The sequence below is a fragment of the Streptomyces sp. CA-142005 genome, from assembly GCF_050942335.1.
Classification (GTDB): domain Bacteria; phylum Actinomycetota; class Actinomycetes; order Streptomycetales; family Streptomycetaceae; genus Streptomyces.
On sequence record NZ_CP192078.1, the window covers coordinates 9,084,242 to 9,101,185 of the forward strand.

16 protein-coding genes are annotated in these 16,944 nt (G+C 71.8%); 9 read left to right on the forward strand and 7 right to left on the reverse strand.

Annotated features, from left to right (window positions below; translation table 11 throughout):
* Positions 1-229 precede the first annotated feature (229 nt).
* A complete protein-coding gene (locus tag ACQPXS_RS41915; RefSeq protein WP_356315675.1) occupies positions 230-505 on the forward strand; it encodes a hypothetical protein in 276 nt (91 codons plus the stop codon).
* The gene (gene qcrB / locus ACQPXS_RS41920; RefSeq protein WP_433454742.1) at positions 502-1,995 is read left to right on the forward strand and encodes a cytochrome bc1 complex cytochrome b subunit; all 1,494 of its coding nucleotides are present in this window, start codon (positions 502-504) and stop codon (positions 1,993-1,995) included. Before ACQPXS_RS41915 ends, qcrB begins: the two co-directional genes overlap by 4 nt.
* Here qcrB and ctaF read toward each other — a convergent pair.
* Entirely contained in the window at positions 1,931-2,314 is a 384-nt protein-coding gene (gene ctaF / locus ACQPXS_RS41925; RefSeq protein WP_390679999.1) for an aa3-type cytochrome oxidase subunit IV, read from the reverse strand. The genes qcrB and ctaF overlap by 65 nt on opposite strands.
* Positions 2,311-3,993, reverse strand: a complete 1,683-nt coding sequence (gene ctaD / locus ACQPXS_RS41930; RefSeq protein ID WP_433454743.1) for an aa3-type cytochrome oxidase subunit I — start codon at positions 3,991-3,993, stop codon at positions 2,311-2,313. The genes ctaF and ctaD overlap by 4 nt, the downstream gene beginning before the upstream one ends.
* A 96-nt stretch (positions 3,994-4,089) precedes the next feature.
* On the opposite strand from ctaD, the gene ACQPXS_RS41935 reads away from it, so the two are divergent.
* From ACQPXS_RS41935 to ACQPXS_RS41960, 6 genes are all read left to right on the forward strand, one after another.
* Complete coding sequence (locus tag ACQPXS_RS41935) at positions 4,090-4,458, forward strand: DUF6479 family protein (RefSeq protein WP_356315684.1); 369 nt, start codon at positions 4,090-4,092, stop codon at positions 4,456-4,458.
* Between the two features lie 112 nt (positions 4,459-4,570).
* Positions 4,571-4,759: a hypothetical protein gene (locus ACQPXS_RS41940; RefSeq protein WP_356315687.1), complete on the forward strand. Its 189-nt coding sequence runs from the start codon at positions 4,571-4,573 to the stop codon at positions 4,757-4,759.
* A gap of 140 nt (positions 4,760-4,899) precedes the next feature.
* The gene (locus ACQPXS_RS41945; protein ID WP_433454744.1) at positions 4,900-5,967 is read left to right on the forward strand and encodes a glucose-1-phosphate thymidylyltransferase; all 1,068 of its coding nucleotides are present in this window, start codon (positions 4,900-4,902) and stop codon (positions 5,965-5,967) included.
* Complete coding sequence (gene rfbB / locus ACQPXS_RS41950) at positions 5,964-6,935, forward strand: dTDP-glucose 4,6-dehydratase (protein WP_433454745.1); 972 nt, start codon at positions 5,964-5,966, stop codon at positions 6,933-6,935. Before ACQPXS_RS41945 ends, rfbB begins: the two co-directional genes overlap by 4 nt.
* Positions 6,932-7,813, forward strand: coding sequence for a dTDP-4-dehydrorhamnose reductase (rfbD, locus tag ACQPXS_RS41955; protein WP_433454746.1), 882 nt, complete (start codon positions 6,932-6,934; stop codon positions 7,811-7,813). The genes rfbB and rfbD overlap by 4 nt, the downstream gene beginning before the upstream one ends.
* Positions 7,810-8,613 (forward strand): class I SAM-dependent methyltransferase, encoded by an 804-nt coding sequence (locus ACQPXS_RS41960; RefSeq protein WP_433454747.1) that lies wholly within the window; start codon positions 7,810-7,812, stop codon positions 8,611-8,613. The genes rfbD and ACQPXS_RS41960 overlap by 4 nt, the downstream gene beginning before the upstream one ends.
* Here ACQPXS_RS41960 and rfbC read toward each other — a convergent pair.
* The 5 genes from rfbC to ACQPXS_RS41985 all read right to left on the reverse strand — a co-directional run bounded on the left by rfbC (position 8,603) and on the right by ACQPXS_RS41985 (position 13,724).
* Positions 8,603-9,211, reverse strand: coding sequence for a dTDP-4-dehydrorhamnose 3,5-epimerase (gene rfbC / locus ACQPXS_RS41965; RefSeq protein WP_433454748.1), 609 nt, complete (start codon positions 9,209-9,211; stop codon positions 8,603-8,605). The genes ACQPXS_RS41960 and rfbC overlap by 11 nt on opposite strands.
* A gap of 3 nt (positions 9,212-9,214) precedes the next feature.
* On the reverse strand, positions 9,215-11,164 hold the full coding sequence (locus tag ACQPXS_RS41970; RefSeq protein WP_433454749.1) for a glycosyltransferase family 2 protein: 1,950 nt from the start codon (positions 11,162-11,164) through the stop codon (positions 9,215-9,217).
* 128 nt (positions 11,165-11,292) lie between these two features.
* Positions 11,293-11,877, reverse strand: a complete 585-nt coding sequence (locus tag ACQPXS_RS41975; protein ID WP_433454750.1) for a hydrolase — start codon at positions 11,875-11,877, stop codon at positions 11,293-11,295.
* Positions 11,878-11,901: 24 nt separating this feature from the next.
* Complete coding sequence (locus ACQPXS_RS41980; protein WP_433454751.1) at positions 11,902-13,290, reverse strand: MFS transporter; 1,389 nt, start codon at positions 13,288-13,290, stop codon at positions 11,902-11,904.
* Positions 13,287-13,724 (reverse strand): MarR family winged helix-turn-helix transcriptional regulator, encoded by a 438-nt coding sequence (locus ACQPXS_RS41985; protein WP_433454752.1) that lies wholly within the window; start codon positions 13,722-13,724, stop codon positions 13,287-13,289. The genes ACQPXS_RS41980 and ACQPXS_RS41985 overlap by 4 nt, the downstream gene beginning before the upstream one ends.
* Before the next feature lie 177 nt (positions 13,725-13,901).
* Between ACQPXS_RS41985 and ACQPXS_RS41990 the strand changes: the two genes are divergently transcribed.
* Positions 13,902-16,937, forward strand: coding sequence for an FAD-binding and (Fe-S)-binding domain-containing protein (locus ACQPXS_RS41990; protein ID WP_433454753.1), 3,036 nt, complete (start codon positions 13,902-13,904; stop codon positions 16,935-16,937).
* Positions 16,938-16,944 lie beyond the last annotated feature (7 nt).

Below are 16,944 nucleotides of genomic sequence, written 5' to 3' on the forward strand. Positions count from 1 at the left end.
GGGCCTGCGCCCGGTGGGTGATCGGCACCGTCCACCCTGTCGGTTGACGATCGATTGTCGGCCCGCGCTCGTCTGCCCGTCGCCCCCGCCCCGTCGGGCGACCGCCGCCGGCGTCCTGCCCGTCGGCTGGCCCCCGCCCCCGGCCGCTGACCGCCACACGGGTGCGTTTCGGTAGGTTGGGGAGGATTGGGGAGGCGCTTCGGGGAAGGGGTGCCTAGGGTCGATTGGTGTGGCTCATACCTTCGACGAACTCGTGCAGAAGCAGCGCGCGGCCGACGCGGCCCACGCCACGGTCGAGGAACTGCGGGACGCCTACGGCCCGCCGGCCGAGCGGCGGATGACCGGCGCCCAGTCGGGCACGTACGAGACCGCGCTGCGGGCCTGGCGTGACCTGGACCGGGACGTGCAGACCGCGCTGAGCGAGTTCGCCAGGGAGACGGGCCGGCCGCGCCCCGAGGTGGAGGCCGAGGTGGCTCGCGCGGCGGCGGAGCCCGAGGACGCATGAGCCGTGCCGGCCGCCGCGCCGAGCGGCTCGTCGACGCAGCGGACGCCCGGCTGCCCGTCATCGAGGGCGGCCCGCTGCTGCGCAAGGCGTTCCCCGACCACTGGTCCTTCCTGCTCGGCGAACTCGCCCTGTACAGCCTCCTGGTGCTGATCGTCACCGGGATCTGGCTCACCCTGTTCTTCCAGCCGGAGATGCGCGAGGTCGTCTACACGGGCCCCTATGCGCCGCTGCAGGGAGTGCGGATGTCGGCCGCCTTCGACTCCACCCTGTACATCAGCTTCGACGTGCGCGGCGGACTGCTGATGCGGCAGACCCACCACTGGGCCGCGCTGGTCTTCGTCGCCGCGATCGGCGCGCACCTGCTGCGGATCTTCTTCACCGGCGCCTTCCGCCGGCCGCGGGAGCTGAACTGGGTGATCGGCGTGACCCTGTTCGCGGTCTCGCTCGCCGAGGGCTTCGCCGGCTACTCGCTCCCCGACGACCTGCTCTCCGGCACCGGCCTGCGCATCGCGCAGGGCATCATGCTGTCGATCCCGGTCGTCGGCACGTACGTGGCGTTCTTCGTCTTCGGCGGCCAGTACCCGTCCCACGACATCATCACCCGGCTGTATCCGGTGCACATCCTGCTGCTCCCGGGTGCCCTCCTCGCGCTGGTCGCCGTGCACCTGATGCTGGTGGTGTATCTCAAGCACACCCAGTGGCGCGGACCGGGCCACACCCAGCGCAACGCCGTCGGCAAGCCGTTCTTCCCGCAGTTCACCGGCTCCTCCGGCGGCCTGGCCGTCATCGTCGCGGGCGTGCTGGTGCTCCTGGCCGGCGTCGCCCAGATCAACCCGGTGTGGAACTACGGCCCCTACCGCCCCGACCAGGTCTCCACCGCCTCCCAGCCCGACTGGTACGTCGGCTTCCTGGAGGGCGCCCTGCGGCTGGTCCCGCCGTGGGAGACGAACATCGCGGGACACACCCTCATGTGGAACGTCCTGCTTCCCGCGGTCGTCCTGCCCGGCCTGCTGTTCGCCGTCCTGTACGCCTACCCGTTCGTGGAACAGCGGCTGACGGGAGAGTGGTGGGCCGAGCGCCACCTGTGCGACCGGCCCCGCGAGCGGCCGGTGCGCACCGGCCTGGGCGTGGCGGGCACGGTCTGGTATGGCGTGCTGCTGCTGGCCGGCGGCAACGACGTCATCGCCCAGACCTTCCACGTCTCCGTCAACGCCATCACCTGGGTGCTGCGCGTCGCCTTCGTCGTGGCGCCGGTCCTCGCCTTCCTGGTCACCCGGTGGCTGTGCCGGGCCCTGACGGCGGCCGAGAACGAGCGGCTGGCCGAGGGCGTGCCCACCGGCGAGATCCGGCAGAGCGTCACCGGCGGCTACGAGACCGATCACGAGCCCGCGCAGACGTTCCGGCCCGGTGCCCCGCACAGACCCCTCACCGGTGCGCGTACTGGTACACCATCCCGAACACCCCACGCGCCAGAACGCCCAGACCGATGAGGAACAGCCACAGGCCGAAGACCACGCCGGTCGCCGTCAGCGCGAAGCCCAGCGCGGTGACGATCGGAAACAGGCTCTCGTCGGGGAAGAACGCCACCGGCCCGGCCCCGTCGGCCACTTCCGCCTCGGTGCGGTCCTGCGCCCGGGTGCCCCGGCGCCGGTACTGGATGAGGCAGAAGAACGCCACCAGCGCGGCCATCGCGCAGGCCACGACCAGCACCACCGTGCCCGTCTCGTCCTTCGACCACACCCCGTACAGCGCCGCCGATCCGCCGAAGAACGCCGCGACCCCGCCGAACAGCATCGCCTCGGCCTTCATCGCGCCGGCTCCTCTCCGGCCGGGCTCTCGATCTCCGGATGGTGCAGGTCGAACGCCGGGGACTCGGAGCGGATCCGGGGCAGGGCCACGAAGTTGTGCCGGGGCGGCGGACAGGAGGTCGCCCATTCCAGGCCGCGCCCCCAGCCCCACGGGTCGTCCAGGGTGACCTTCTCGCCCTTGGCGGCGGTGCGCCACACGTTGTAGAGGAACGGCAGTGTGGAGACGCCCAGCAGGAACGCGCCCGCCGACGACAGGGAGTTGAGCAGCGTGAAGCCGTCCTCGGGCAGATAGTCCGCGTACCGGCGGGGCATGCCGGCCTCGCCGAGCCAGTGCTGTACCAGGAAGGTCAGCTGGAACGCCGGGAACAGCAGCCAGAAGTGCACCTTGCCGAGCCGCTCGTCCAGCATCTTGCCGGTGAACTTGGGCCACCAGAAGTAGAAGCCGGCGAACATCGCGAACACCACCGTGCCGAACAGCACATAGTGCAGATGGGCCACGATGAAGTAGCTGTCGGTCAGATGGAAGTCCAGCGGCGGCGAGGCGATCAGCACCCCGCTCAGCCCGCCGAGCAGGAACGACACCAGAAAGCCCATCGACCACAGCATCGGCGTCTCGAACGACACCGAGCCGTTCGTCATCGTGCCGATCCACGCGAAGAACTTGATGCCCGTGGGCACCGCGATCAGGAACGACATGATGGAGAAGAACGGCAGCAACACCGCGCCGGTGGCGAACATGTGGTGCGCCCACACCACCGCCGACAGCATGGTGATCGCGATCGTGGCCCCGATCATCGGCAGATAGCCGAACAGCGGCTTGCGGGAGAACACCGGGATGATCTCCGAGATGATCCCGAAGAACGGCAGCGCCACGATGTAGACCTCGGGATGCCCGAAGAACCAGAAGAGGTGCTGCCACAGCAGCGCGCCCCCGTCCGCCGCGTCGAAGACGTGCGCCCCGAACTTGCGGTCCGCCTCCAGCGCCAGCAGCGCCGCCGTGAGCACCGGGAACGCGGGCAGGATCAGGATCGAGGTGAAGAGCACGTTCCAGGTGAACATCGGCATCCGGAACATCGTCATGCCCGGTGCGCGCAGGCACAGGATCGTGGCGATGAAGTTCACCGCGGTGAGCGTCGTCGACACACCCGAGACCACCAGCCCCATCGCCCACAGGTCGCCGCCCGCGCCGGGGGAGAAGTAGGCGCTGTTCAGCGGCGCGTAGGCGAACCAGCCGAACGGCGCCGCCCCGCCCGGCACCAGGAAGCCGGAGACCACCATCAGGCCGCCGAACAGGTACATCCAGTACGACAGCGCGTTCAGCCGCGGGAAGGCCAGGTCGGGCGCGCCGATCTGCAGCGGCATCACGGCGTTGGCGAACCCGGCGAACATCGGGGTCGCGAACAGCAGCATCATGATCGTGCCGTGCACCGTGAAGAACTGGTTGTAGCCGTGCTGGCTCAGGAACTGCAGACCCGGCCGGGCGAGTTCCGCGCGCATCCCGAGGGCGAGCAGTCCGGCGAGCAGGAAGAAACAGAACGCCGTGACCATGTAGAGCCGGCCGATCACCTTGTGGTCGGCGGTGGAGGCCCAGCGCAGCAGGGTCCGGCCGGGCCGCGGGGCGGGCGCGGTGTAGCGCGCGACGACCTCGTGGGTGTCCGGCATTTCCGGTAGTTCCGTCATCCTGGTTGACGCTACTCCCCGTGACCTGGGCCCTCCCGTGCGCCACGCCCTCACCGCCGGTGTCGTATCCGCCGCTCGGCCGGGTACCCGACGGCCATGAACTCCGCCATGTACACAGCCGCTCCGGGCGCCCAGGTGTTCGGGTACGTCCTCATCCTGCTCGCCGGGGTCGCCTGCGTCGCCGGACTGCTGTGGGCCTTCCGGCTCGGTTACCAGGTGCGCCGGCGCGAACCGGCCCCGCCGCGACCCGACGAGCAGCCCCGGATGCCGCCGACCGGACCCGTCCACGAGATCCGTGAGATGCGCGAACCCGACGAGGTGCCCCGCGCCGCGGACGACAGCGAGCGGCTCACGCCGTACCAGGTCGGCAACGTCCGCTCCCGGCGCGCCGACGACCAGCGCCGTCCGCGCTGGTCGCCCGGTTCCAGCGGATCCTTCGGCGGCGGGGGCGGCGGCCGGACCTGAGCCGGCGGGCGCGTTTGCGGGCGCACCGGCGCGGGGACCCGGAAATCTCTCGCACACAGGCCGGCCGGGACCGGCGGACCGGTCCCGGCCGGCGCAGGAACGCAGAAGGAAGATGGTCGCCGTGACCCCGCATGCCAGTGACAAGTCCGCCCCCCTGCCCCATGCCGAGACCGGCTGGGCGAAGGCTCTCCGGCGGCGTGACCGGGGGGTGCGCACCTGTCTCCCCGCTGTTCTGGAGCGCGGATCCGAGCAGCGGCAGGCCACAGCGCAGGACGACAACATCGTGCGGGGCGAGGACTGAGCGAGCCCGGCAACCCCGCCTCGGAGACCGGGCGAACACCACTGCGGTAACGTTCCGTCGACATCAGGGCCACACCGTCGCAAGAATCCGGTCATACAAACAAAGGTCTGATCCGGACGATCACCGTTAGGGTGTGGCGAATGAAGGCTCTGGTGCTCTCCGGCGGCTCCGGCACCCGGCTGCGACCGATCACGCACACCTCGGCGAAACAGCTGGTACCGGTGGCCAACAAGCCCGTGCTGTTCTACGGCCTGGAATCGATCGCCGAAGCCGGCATCACCGAGGTGGGCATCGTCGTCGGGGACACCGCGGCCGAGATCGAGGAAGCTGTCGGCGACGGCTCGAAGTTCGGCCTGGACGTCACCTACATCCCCCAGGAGCGCCCCCTCGGCCTCGCGCACGCCGTCCTCGTCGCACGGGACTTCCTCGGCGACGACGACTTCGTGATGTACCTCGGCGACAACTTCGTCGTCGGCGGGATCCGCTCGCTGGTCGAGGAGTTCCGCGCGAACCGTCCCGACGCGCAGATCCTGCTCACGCGCGTTCCCGACCCGCGCGCCTTCGGAGTCGCCGAACTGGACGCGTCCGGTCAGGTGATCGGCCTGGAGGAGAAGCCCGAGCACCCCAAGAGCGACCTGGCCCTGGTCGGCGTCTACCTCTTCACCCCGGCCGTCCACGAGGCCGTACGCGCCGTGCAGCCGTCCTGGCGGGGCGAGCTGGAGATCACCCACGCCATCCAGCACCTCATCGACGCGCGCGCCGACGTGCGGTCGACCGTCATCGGCGGCTACTGGAAGGACACCGGGAACGTCGGCGACATGCTGGAGGTCAACCGGACCGTCCTGGAGCGCCTGGAGCGGCGCATCGACGGCGAGGTGGACGACGCCTCCGAGACCGTCGGCCGGGTGGTCGTCGAGGAAGGCGCGAAGATCACCAATTCCCGGATCGTCGGCCCGGCCGTCGTCGGCGCCGGTACCGTGGTCGGCGATTCCTACATAGGCCCCTACACCTCCATCGCGGAGAACTGCCGGATCGTCGACAGCGAGCTGGAGTTCTCCATCGTTCTGCGGGACTCCTCCATCACCGGCGTGGGCAGGATCGAGTCCTCGCTGATCGGCCGGCACGTCGAGGTCACCCCGGCGGCCGGAGTACCCAGTGCCCACCGACTCGTCCTCGGAGACCACAGCAAGGTGCAGATCCGTTCATGAACCTCCTCGTCACCGGCGCCGCCGGGTTCATCGGCTCCGCTTACGTCCGCATGCTCCTCGCCGACGAATCACCCGACGCGCCCCGCCTCACCGTGCTGGACATGCTCACCTACGCCGGCACGCTCGCCAACCTCCCCTCCGGCCATCCCCGGCTGGACTTCGTGCAGGGCGACATCTGCGACGCCGCCCTCGTCGACAAGCTGATGGCCGAAGCCGACCAGGTCGTGCACTTCGCCGCCGAGTCGCACGTCGACCGGTCCATCGAGGGCGCGGGCGAGTTCGTCCGCACCAACGTCCTCGGCACCCAGACCCTGCTGGACGCCGCCCTCAGACACGGCACCGGCCCGTTCGTGCACATCTCCACCGACGAGGTCTACGGCTCCATCGACACCGGCTCCTGGCCGGAGGAGCACCCGCTCGCGCCCAACTCGCCGTACTCCGCCTCCAAGGCCTCCTCCGACCTGCTGGCGCTGGCGTACCACCGCACCCACGGCCTGGACGTCCGGGTCACCCGCTGCTCCAACAACTACGGCCCCCACCAGTTCCCCGAGAAGGTCATCCCGCTCTTCGTCACCAACCTCCTCGACGGCCTGAAGGTCCCGCTCTACGGCGACGGCCGCAACGTCCGCGACTGGCTGCACGTCGACGACCACTGTCACGGCATCGACCTCGTGCGCACCCAGGGCCGCCCCGGCGAGGTCTACAACATCGGCGGCGGCACCGAGCTGAGCAACAAGGAGCTGACCGGACTGCTCCTCGACGCGTGCGGCGCCGGCTGGGACCGGGTCGAGTACGTCACCGACCGCAAGGGTCACGACCTGCGCTACTCGGTGGACTGGAGCAAGGCCCGCGACGAACTCGGCTACCGCCCGCGCCGCGACTTCACCGCCGGGCTCGCCGAGACCGTCGCCTGGTACCGCGACCACCGGGACTGGTGGGAGCCCCTGAAGCGGCGGAGCGCGCGATGAGGTGGCTGGTCACCGGTGCGGGCGGCATGCTCGGCCACGACACCGTGCGCGAACTGCGCGGGCGCGGCGAGGAGGTCACGGGCCTCGGCCGCGCCGCCCTCGACATCACCGAACCGGCCGCCGTGCACAAGGCGTTGGCCGAGCACCGGCCGGACATCGTGGTCAACTGCGCCGCCTACACGGCCGTGGACGCCGCGGAGACCGACGAGGAACGCGCGCTGCTCGTCAACGGCGAGGGGCCCCGGCTGCTCGCCCGCGCCTGCGCCGAGCGCGGCGCACGCCTGATCCACGTCTCCACCGACTACGTCTTCTCCGGCGAGACCCGGACCTCTCCCTACCCCGAGGACCATCCGCCGGCCCCGCGCACCGCCTACGGCCGCACCAAGCTCGCCGGGGAGCAGGCGGTACTCGCCGAAGTCCCCGGCGGATCCGCCGTGGTGCGCACCGCCTGGCTGTACGGCGTGCACGGCCGGAACTTCGTCCGCACCATGCTGGAGCTGGAGGCGACCCGCGACACCGTCGACGTCGTCGACGACCAGCGCGGGCAGCCCACCTGGAGCGCGGACGTGGCCGCCCGGATCGCCGACCTCGGTCCCAGGATCTCCCCCGACGCGGGCGCGCACGGTGTCTTCCACGCCACCGCCTCCGGCGAGGCCAGCTGGTACGAGTTGGCGCGCGAGGTGTTCCGGCTGGCCGGCGCCGACCCGGACCGGGTGCGCCCCACCGACAGCCGGGCCTTCGTCCGGCCCGCGCCCCGGCCCGCCTACAGCGCCCTCGGCCACGAACAGTGGCGGGCGGCCGGTCTGGCACCGCTCAGAGACTGGCGTTCCGCCCTGCACGAAGCACTGCCCCACATCCGCAAGGAGATGTCCCAGTGAAACGGCATGAGTTCCTGCGGGAACTCCACAAGGTCAGCGCGAACCGCAACTACCTGGAGATCGGCGTCAACGACGGCCGCAGTCTGACGCTGTCCCGGGTACCGAGCATCGCGATCGACCCCGCGTTCAAGGTGGTCACGGAGATACGTTGCGACGTGCACCTGGCGAAGGCGACGAGCGACGACTTCTTCGCCCGCGAGAACCCCCTCGCGCATCTGCGCGGCGGCCGTCACCCGGTGCGCAACCTCGCCCGCAACCGCAGCCCGTTCGGCTACTGGCGGCGCACCACCCTGGACCTGTCGTTCATCGACGGCATGCACCTGTTCGAGTACGCGCTGCGTGACTTCATCAACGTCGAGAAGCACTCCGACTGGGCCAGTGTGATCGTCTTCGACGACATGCTGCCGCGCAACGTCGACGAGGCGGCCCGCGACCGGCACACCAACGCCTGGACCGGCGACGTCTACAAGCTGATCGAGATCCTCAACCGCCACCGCCCCGACCTCGTCACGGTCCTGGCCGACACCGCGCCCACCGGCCAGCTGGTGGTCTTCGGAGCCGACCCGGAGAACACCGTCCTGCAGGACAAGTACGACGAGATCATCGCGGAGTTCGAGGTGCCCGACCCGCAGAAGGTCCCCGAGTCCGTGCTGGGGCGCACCACGGCCGTCAAGCCCGAGGAGTTCCTCGCCGCCGGCTTCTGGAAGGCGCTGGTCGCGGCCCGCAACCGGGGCACCAAGCGCGCCCGTGGCTGGGAGCCGCTGCGCCGCGCGCTGGCTCCGTACGCCGTCAGCCGCTGAACTGCCCTGAGCGCAGTCGCTGGTAGTGGGCGGAGCAGTCCGCGTACGTGGGCAGCAGCCCGGACCGCTCCGCCTCGGCCAGCGAGGGCGCCTCGGCGTCCTTCGGCGACAGCACCGGCTCGATGCCCTCCGGCCAGGCGATGCCCAGCGCCGGATCGAGCGGATGCACCCCGTGTTCGCGCTTCGGCGCGTACCCGGTCGAGCACAGGTACACCACCGTGGCGTCGTCGGTGAGCGCCATGAAGGCGTGCCCGAGCCCCTCGGCGAGGAACACCGCGCGCCGGGTGTCCTCGTCCAGCCGTACGGCCTCCCACTGCGCGTAGGTGGTGGAGCCGACGCGGATGTCCACGACCACGTCGAGGACGGCTCCGCGCACACACGTCACGTACTTGGCCTGGCCGGGCGGCACGTCCGCGAAGTGGATGCCGCGCAGCACGCCCCGCCGGGACACCGAGCAGTTGGCCTGGGCGAGGCCCAGGTCATGGCCGGTGGCCTCGCGGAACTCCGCGCCCCGGTACCACTCGTGGAAGCTTCCCCGGTCGTCCGGGAACACCTGGGGCTCCAGCACCCAGGCGTCGCCGATCCCCAGTTGCCGCACGCCTCATGTCCTCCGTGTCGTCGTGGTCGTCCGCGTTCCCAGCAGCTCGCCGAGCAGGCGCCGTGCCCTGCGCAGCAGCCGGCGCAGCATACCGGGCGGCGACGGGCGGACCACCTCGACGGCGCCGTGCGTGCGGCCCACCCGCAGCAACAGGGGCAGCTTCAGGGTCCGTCCGCCGGCCAGGCGCAGTTCGGTGCGCCACAGGGCGTTCCGCAGCTCGCCCAGCGGCAGATCGGCCGCCAGCAGCGCGTGGACGCCGTCGGCGGGCGTGAGCACGGCCGGCCGGTCCACCGTCCGGCCGGAGGCGCCGGCCAGGCGGAGCGTGGCCTGCGTGCGGTCGGGGACGTACAGCGGCAGCGCGACGGTCAGCGTCTCGGCGTCGGAGACCGCCGCGTCCGCCGGGGTGAGCCGGTGCAGTCCGAGGGACTTGGCGGCGCGGTCCACGTCCAGGGACAGGTTGCGGTACTGCTTCGTCCAGTACGGCAGGACGACCCGGTCCGCGACGATCCCGGCCTGCGGCAGCGCGGGCCCCCGCGCCGGGGAGGGTCCCAGCCGGCACTCCTTGGTCCAGCCGCCCAGCCCGACCCGCACGTACAGGTCCCACAGGCCGCCGTACAGCGGGTCGCCGCCGGCCGCTTCGGCGGGGTCGATGGTGGCCGTGGCGCGCAGCACCAGCCGGGTGCCGCCGTCCTCGGCCGGAACCCGTTCCCGGGTGACCTCCACCGGCTGGAAGAAGGAGGCCGCGCTCTCCCGGTCGCGCACGATCAGGTCGACGGTGGCGCTGTCGAAACCGTCCCCGGCGGCCGCGGCCAGCCAGGACGCGGCCTCGGCGAGATCGCGGGGCGCGCCGTCGGCCGGGGGCGCGGGGGCGTTCGCCGGGACGGTCAGCTCGCCCTGCGCGGTGGTGTACTCGGTGGTGAGGTCGATGCGCAGGGTGCCGTCGCGCCAGGCGACGCCGGCCGGGACGGCGCGGGGCCGCACCCCGGCCTCCCACTCGGCGTAGGCGACCAGGTCGTCGTAGCGGTCCTCGCGGATCAGCGCGGCGACGACGCGCTGGCCGGGGCGCAGCCCGGGGGCGACCCCGGGACCGAAGCGCTCGACGACGACCGCGTGCATCTCCTTGAACAGCTCGCGCCGGTAGTCGTCCGGCATCGCCAGCAGCCGGCGCCCGCTCATCCGCTCGACCATCTCCACCCGCAGCCAGCGGCGCAGCAGCCTGTCGCGCAGCGGGCCCGGTTCGGTGTACCGCTCGACCACGTCGAGGGCCTCGCGGAGGTTGTGGAAGTAGCCGGCCGGGTCGAAGCGCTGGAAGCCGGCGTTGGACGCGTCGTCGCGTTTGAGGTGGTAGTAGCAGACGTAGTCGCTGAGCACCGAGACGTTGTCCGCGCGCAGATAAGCCTCGGTGATGAAGACGTGGTCCTCCAGGCGCCGCCGGCCCTCCGGGAAGCGCAGGCCGGTGCGGTCCAGGAAGGAGCGCCGGAGCATCTTGTGCGGGGTGAGGCTGTCGATCAGGGGCGCGTTCGCGACCGTGGCGTGCGGATGGTTGCGGCGGAACAGCTCCACCGGCACCGGCCGGCCCTTTCCGGCCATCTTGCCGACGACGACATCCGCCTTGTTGGCGACCCCGTAGTCGTACATCCGCTCCAGGGCCTCGTCGCCGAGCCGGTCGTCGTTGTCGACGAACATCACGAACTCGCCGTGGGAGGCCTCGATGCCCACGTTGCGGGGCTTGCCGGACCAGCCGGAGTTCTCCTGGTGGATGACGCGTATGTGCGGGTGCTCGGCGGCGAGCGCGTCCAGCCGGGCCGGGGTGGCGTCGGTGGAGCCGTCGTCCACGAAGATCACTTCGTAGGCGTCGGGAGGCAGCGACTGGCGCAGCAGCGAGGCGATGCAGTCCTCGATGTACGGCCCCGGGTTGTACACGGGGACGATGACGCTGACCTTGACCGGCATCCGGCTCCAAGCCCCCTCTGTTCGCTTCCCGTTGCCTCGGTGGCACGGGTGGGCGTGGCCGAATGCTAACCCGGCCCCTCGCGCGGAGGTGCGGGCACCCCCACGACAAGGGGCCGGACCGGGCCGGGTCAGGCGTGGGTCTTGGCGAGCAGCTCCAGGATCTCGGCGGTCGTACCGCTCTCGCCGAGCCGCGGGAAGATCCGCTCGACGCTGTTCGCGTGCGCCTCGGCGTCGGCATCGGCCATCGCGTCGGTGGCGAGGGTGACGTGGTAGCCGTGGGCGTAGGCGTCGCGGGCGGTGGACTCCACGCCGATGCTGGTGGCGATGCCGGTCAGCACGATCTGGGTGATGCCGCGGCGGCGCAGCTGGACGTCGAGGTCGGTGCCGTGGAAGGCGCTCCAGTTGTGCTTGGTGACGGGGATGTCGCCGGGGTGGCCGGACAGCTCGTCGACGACGATGTCCCAGCCCTCGGGGAAGGACAGGCCGCGCGCCTGGCGCTCGGTGCGGCCGGGGACGGCGTCGGCCCAGTCGGGCGCGAAGGAGACCCGGACCAGGACCACGGGCAGGCTCCGGGACCTGAAGGCCTCGGCCAGTTCGGCCGTGCGGGAGACGACGTCCGAGGCCGCGTGCGGCTGGACGGGCATGCCCACGATGCCGTTCTGCAGGTCGATCGCGACGAGGGCGGTACGGGGGTCGAGCGTGGTGAGCGACATGAGTCGGTCAGGCCTTTCCGATGGTTAGGGGGTGGTGGTGCCCAGCCGGCCGAGGGACCGGTCCGGCAGGGTCGTCGCCAGCAGCAGGGCGGAGCCGGCGAGCATGAACAGGGCCAGGCTGTGCAGCCCGGCCGTGTCGGCGCGGTGCGGGTAGAACCCCGCGGTGGCGGCGGACGCGCCCAGCGCGCCGAGATAGCTGAAGGTCCGCAGCAGCCCGGCCGCAGAGGCGATCCGCTCCGGATCGGCCTGCCGGTACAGGGCGTTCTGCGTGGCCAGCCCGATCAGTCCCTGCGGGAGGCCGAGCAGCGTGCCGACCGCGAGCAGCAGCCACAGCGCGCTGTCGGCACGCACGAGAAGCAGCAGGGCGCAGCCCGCGACCTGGAGCGCGGAGCCGACGATCAGCTTGCCGCGCACCGCCTCCCGGCGTCCGGTGAGCGAGGACACGATCAGCGCGGACACCGACAGCGGCAGCAGCACGAGCCCCGCGGTGGAGGCGCCGAGCCCGCGCCCCTGCTCCAGCCACTGCGTGTAGCCGTACATGAAGGCGTAGGAGGTGGTGTAGGCGAGCAACTGCCGCAGGTAGGTGGCGAGCTGCGGTCCGTTGCCGCCGAGGACGCGCAGGTCGATGAACGGGTCCTGCACCCGCAGCTCGCGCACGGCGAAACCGGCGGCGGCGACGGCCGACAGCACCGGCAGCCACCAGCGGTCGGCGCACGGGTGCATCAGGAACAGCATCAGCGCGACCAGCAGCAGCGCGAACAGCGCCATGCCGGGCAGGTCCACGGCCCGCCGCCGGGTCTCGGACCGGGGCAGCCGCAGGGTGCCGAGCACCAGGCAGACCGCCGAGAGCGGCACGTTGACCGTGAACACGGCGCGCCAGCCGCCGAGGCCGATCAGCAGGCCGCCGAGCGCGGGCCCGACGACGGCCACCGTCTGGTTGGCGACGGCCAGCGCGGCCAGCACCCCGGCCGGGCTGTCCTGCCCGGTGCGCTCGGCCTCGCTGCGGGTCAGCCGCATGGCCGCGGGGTACGCCGCCGACGTCCCGAAGCCCAGCAGGACCCGCGCCGCGACGAGCGCGCCCAGCGAGGGTGCGAGCGCGCCGAGCAGACCGGCCACACCGACCAGGGCCGTACCGGCGAGATAGAGCCTGCGCGGGCCGTACATGTCCACCAGGCGGCCGATGACCGGCTGTCCGACGGCCGTGGCCAGATAGAGCGCCGAGACCAGCCAGGCGGTCTCGGCGGGCGGGGCCCCGAAGGCGACGCCGATCGGCACCAGGGCCACGGCGATCATCGAGGAGTTGATCGGGTTGAGGACCGAACCGAACAGCATCGGCGGGATCAGCCGGCGGTCGAATCCGGCGGGGGCGCGGCGGGTGGCCTTCCCGATGTCTCCGGTGAGCCTCGGTATCACGGCTGCGACAGCCGTTCCATCAGCTCCAGTGCCCTCAGTACGGTCTGCCGTTCCTCCTCCGTGTAGCGGTCCTGGAAGGCGCGGGCCAGCCACTCCTCGCGGACCTGGCGGTTGCCCTCGATCCGGGCCCGCCCGGCGTCGGTCAGGGTGACCAACTGGCGCCGGCCGTCCTCGGGGTCGGGGGCGCGCCGGATCAGGCCGTGCTGGTCCAGTGCGGCCAGGGTGGTCGCCATCGACTGCGGGCGTACGCCCTCGGCCGCGGCGAGTGCGCTGGCCGTGGCGGCTCCGTGCTTGCCGACCAGGGTGAGCGCAGACTCCTGGGACGGGCTGAGGTCGGTGTTCCGCGCGACCTCGCGGATGCGGCGCCGCAGCCGGCTGAACACCACGCGCAGATCACGCGCGGCGCGGGCGGCGGAGTCGGAGATGTCAGCCATGCCGCCACCCTACGACTGACAGTCCAAGCTGTCCAGTTCAACCTGTCCAGTTTCCGCTGCACAGCTTTCCTGTTCAGCGTGCCTGTTCAGTTTCCCTGTTCAGTTTTGCCTGGCGAATTGCCGGGTACTCGCCGGTCCTCGGACAGCGCAGTACGTCGGTGAACCCAGGGAGCGCAGATGACCCCTCCGGACACGTCCGGCCTGGAGGCCGCTCTGAGTGTCGAGGTCGACGGCGAGGTCCGCTTCGACGCCGGCAGCCGCGGCGCCTACGCCACGGACGGTTCCAACTACCGGCAGGTCCCCCTGGGCCTCGTCGTCCCCCGCACGGTGGAGGCGGGCGCGCGGGCCGTGTCGGTGTGCGCACGCTTCGACGCCCCCGTCCTCTCCCGGGGCGGCGGCACCAGTCTGGCCGGACAGTCGACCAACACCGCCGTGGTGATCGACTGGAGCAAGTACTGCACCCGGCTGATCTCCGTCGACCCCGATCGGCGCACCTGTGTGGTGGAGCCCGGGATCGTCCTGGACGAGTTGAACCGTCAACTGGCCACGCACAAGCTGCAGTTCGGGCCCAAGCCCTCCACCCACAGCCACTGCGCGCTCGGCGGGATGATCGGCAACAACTCCTGCGGCGCCTCCGCGCAGGCCTACGGCAAGACCGTCGACAACGTCCGGGGCCTGGAGATCCTCACCTACGACGGGCAGCGCGCCTGGGTCGGCCCCACGCCGCCCGACGAGCGCGCCCGCATCGTCGCCGCCGGCGGCCGGCTCGCCGAGCTCTACGGCGGCCTCGACCGCATCGCCGGCGAGTACCTCGCCGACATCCGCCGCGGCTACCCCAAGATCCCGCGCCGTGTCTCCGGCTACAACCTGGACTCGCTGCTGCCCGAGAACGGCTTCGACGTGGCCAAGGCGCTCGTCGGCAGCGAGGGCACCCTGGTCACCGTCCTGCGCGCCGAACTCGACCTCGTCCCGGTGCCGCCGTACCAGTCGCTGCTGGTCCTCGGCTACGACGACATCTGCGCCGCCGCCGACGACGTACCCCGCCTGCTGGAGCACTGCTCGCCCAGCCAGCTGGAGGCGCTGGACGGCCGCATGGCGCAGCTGATGCGCGAGGAGGGCGCCTACCTCGACTCGCTCGCCATGCTGCCCGAGGGCGGCAGCTGGCTGATGGTGCAGTACAGCGGAGACAGCCAGGACGACGTCGACGAGCAGGCGCACGCCCTGCTGCGGGTCATCGGCCGAGAGGAGAAGGAGAGCACCGTCGCCTTCTCCGACAACCCCGAGCGCGAGCAGAAGATGCTCAGGGCCCGCGAGGCCGGACTCGGCGTCACCGCGCGCCCGCCGGACGACCGGGAGACCTGGGAGGGCTGGGAGGACTCCGCCGTACCACCGGAGCGGCTCGGCGACTATCTGCGCGACCTGAAGGGCCTGTTCGACGAGTTCGGCTACGACCACCCGACCCTGTACGGCCACTTCGGGCAGGGCTGTGTGCACACCCGCATCCCCTTCGACCTCAGGACCGCCCACGGCGTGGCCGACTTCCGCCGCTTCGTCGAGCGCGCCGCCGACCTCGTCGCCTCCTACGGCGGCTCGCTGTCCGGGGAGCACGGCGACGGCCAGTCCCGCGGCGAACTGCTCACCCGCATGTTCGGCGAGCGGCTGGTGACCGCCTTCGGCGAGCTGAAGGCCCTCTTCGACCCCCGCGACCGGATGAACCCCGGCAAGGTCGTCCGCCCCAACCCCGTCGACGGACAGCTGCGGCTCGGCCCCGGCTGGCGCCCGGTCACCTCCCCGACCCACTTCGGCTACCCCGAGGACGAGCACTCCTTCAACCGCGCGGTGATGCGCTGTGTCGGCATCGGCAACTGCCGCAGCCACTCCGGCGGCGTGATGTGCCCCTCCTACCGGGCCACCATGGAGGAGGAGCACTCCACCCGCGGCCGGGCCCGGCTGCTGTTCGAGATGCTCGGCGGGCACGCCGACTCCGCGATCGAGGACGGCTGGCGCTCCACCGCCGTACGCGACGCGCTCGACCTGTGCCTGGCCTGCAAGGGCTGCAAGTCCGACTGCCCGACCGGCGTGGACATGGCCACCCTCAAGGCCGAGTTCCTCGCCCACCACTACGAGGGCCGGACGCGCCCCGCCGCGCACTACTCCATGGGCTACCTCCCGGTCTGGGCCCGGCTCTCCCGGATCGCCCCCTCCCTGGTCAACTCCGCGCTGCACGCGCCCGGCCTCGCCCGCGCGGGCAAGCGGCTGGCCGGCGTGGACGGCGCACGCCCGGCACCGGTGTTCGCCGAGGAGTCCTTCGTCCAGTGGTGGCGGTCCCAGGGCCGCGAGCAGCCCGACCCCGCCGACCCGCGCACCGTCGTCCTGTGGCCCGACACCTTCAGCAGCTACTTCCACCCGGCGATCGCGAAGTCGGCGGTGCGCGTGCTGGAGGACGCGGGCTTCCGGGTCGCCGTGCCCACCGAGCCGGTGTGCTGCGGTCTGACCTGGATCTCGACCGGCCAACTCACCGTCGCCAAGAAGGTGTTGACCCGCACCCTCGCGGTGCTCCGCCCCTATCTGGAGGCGGGCACCCCTGTCATCGGCCTCGAACCCTCCTGCACGGCCGTCTTCCGCGCCGACGCCCCCGAGCTGATGCCCGCCGACCAGGACGTGCAGCGGCTGGCCGGACAGGTCCGCACCCTCGCCGAACAGCTCGTCCACCACGCCCCCGACAGCTGGCGGCCACCGCAGCTCGCCCGGCAGGCGACCGTGCAGACCCACTGCCACCAGCACGCCATCATGAAGTTCGACGCCGACGCGGAACTGATGCGCCGCGCCCACCTGGACGCCGACGTCCTCGACGAAGGCTGCTGCGGGCTCGCGGGCAACTTCGGCTTCGAACGCGGCCACCACGAGGTGTCCATGGCCGTCGCCGAACTGGGCGTCCTGCCCTCCGTGCGCGCCGCCGCACCGGACAGCCTGATCCTCGCCGACGGCTTCAGCTGCCGCACGCAGATCGAGGAGGGCGGCACCGGCCGCCGCGCCCTGCACCTCGCCGAGGCCCTGGCGCTCGCCCTCGACGGCAACCTGCCCAGCGACCACCCGGAACGCCTGGCGGACCGCCCGTCCGAGCCCTCCCGCACGGCGCGCTGGGCGACGACGGCGACCGTCACCGCCCTCGCCGCCGGCGGTGCCGTGCTCGCGGCGCGGCGGCGGGCGTGAGGAGGCA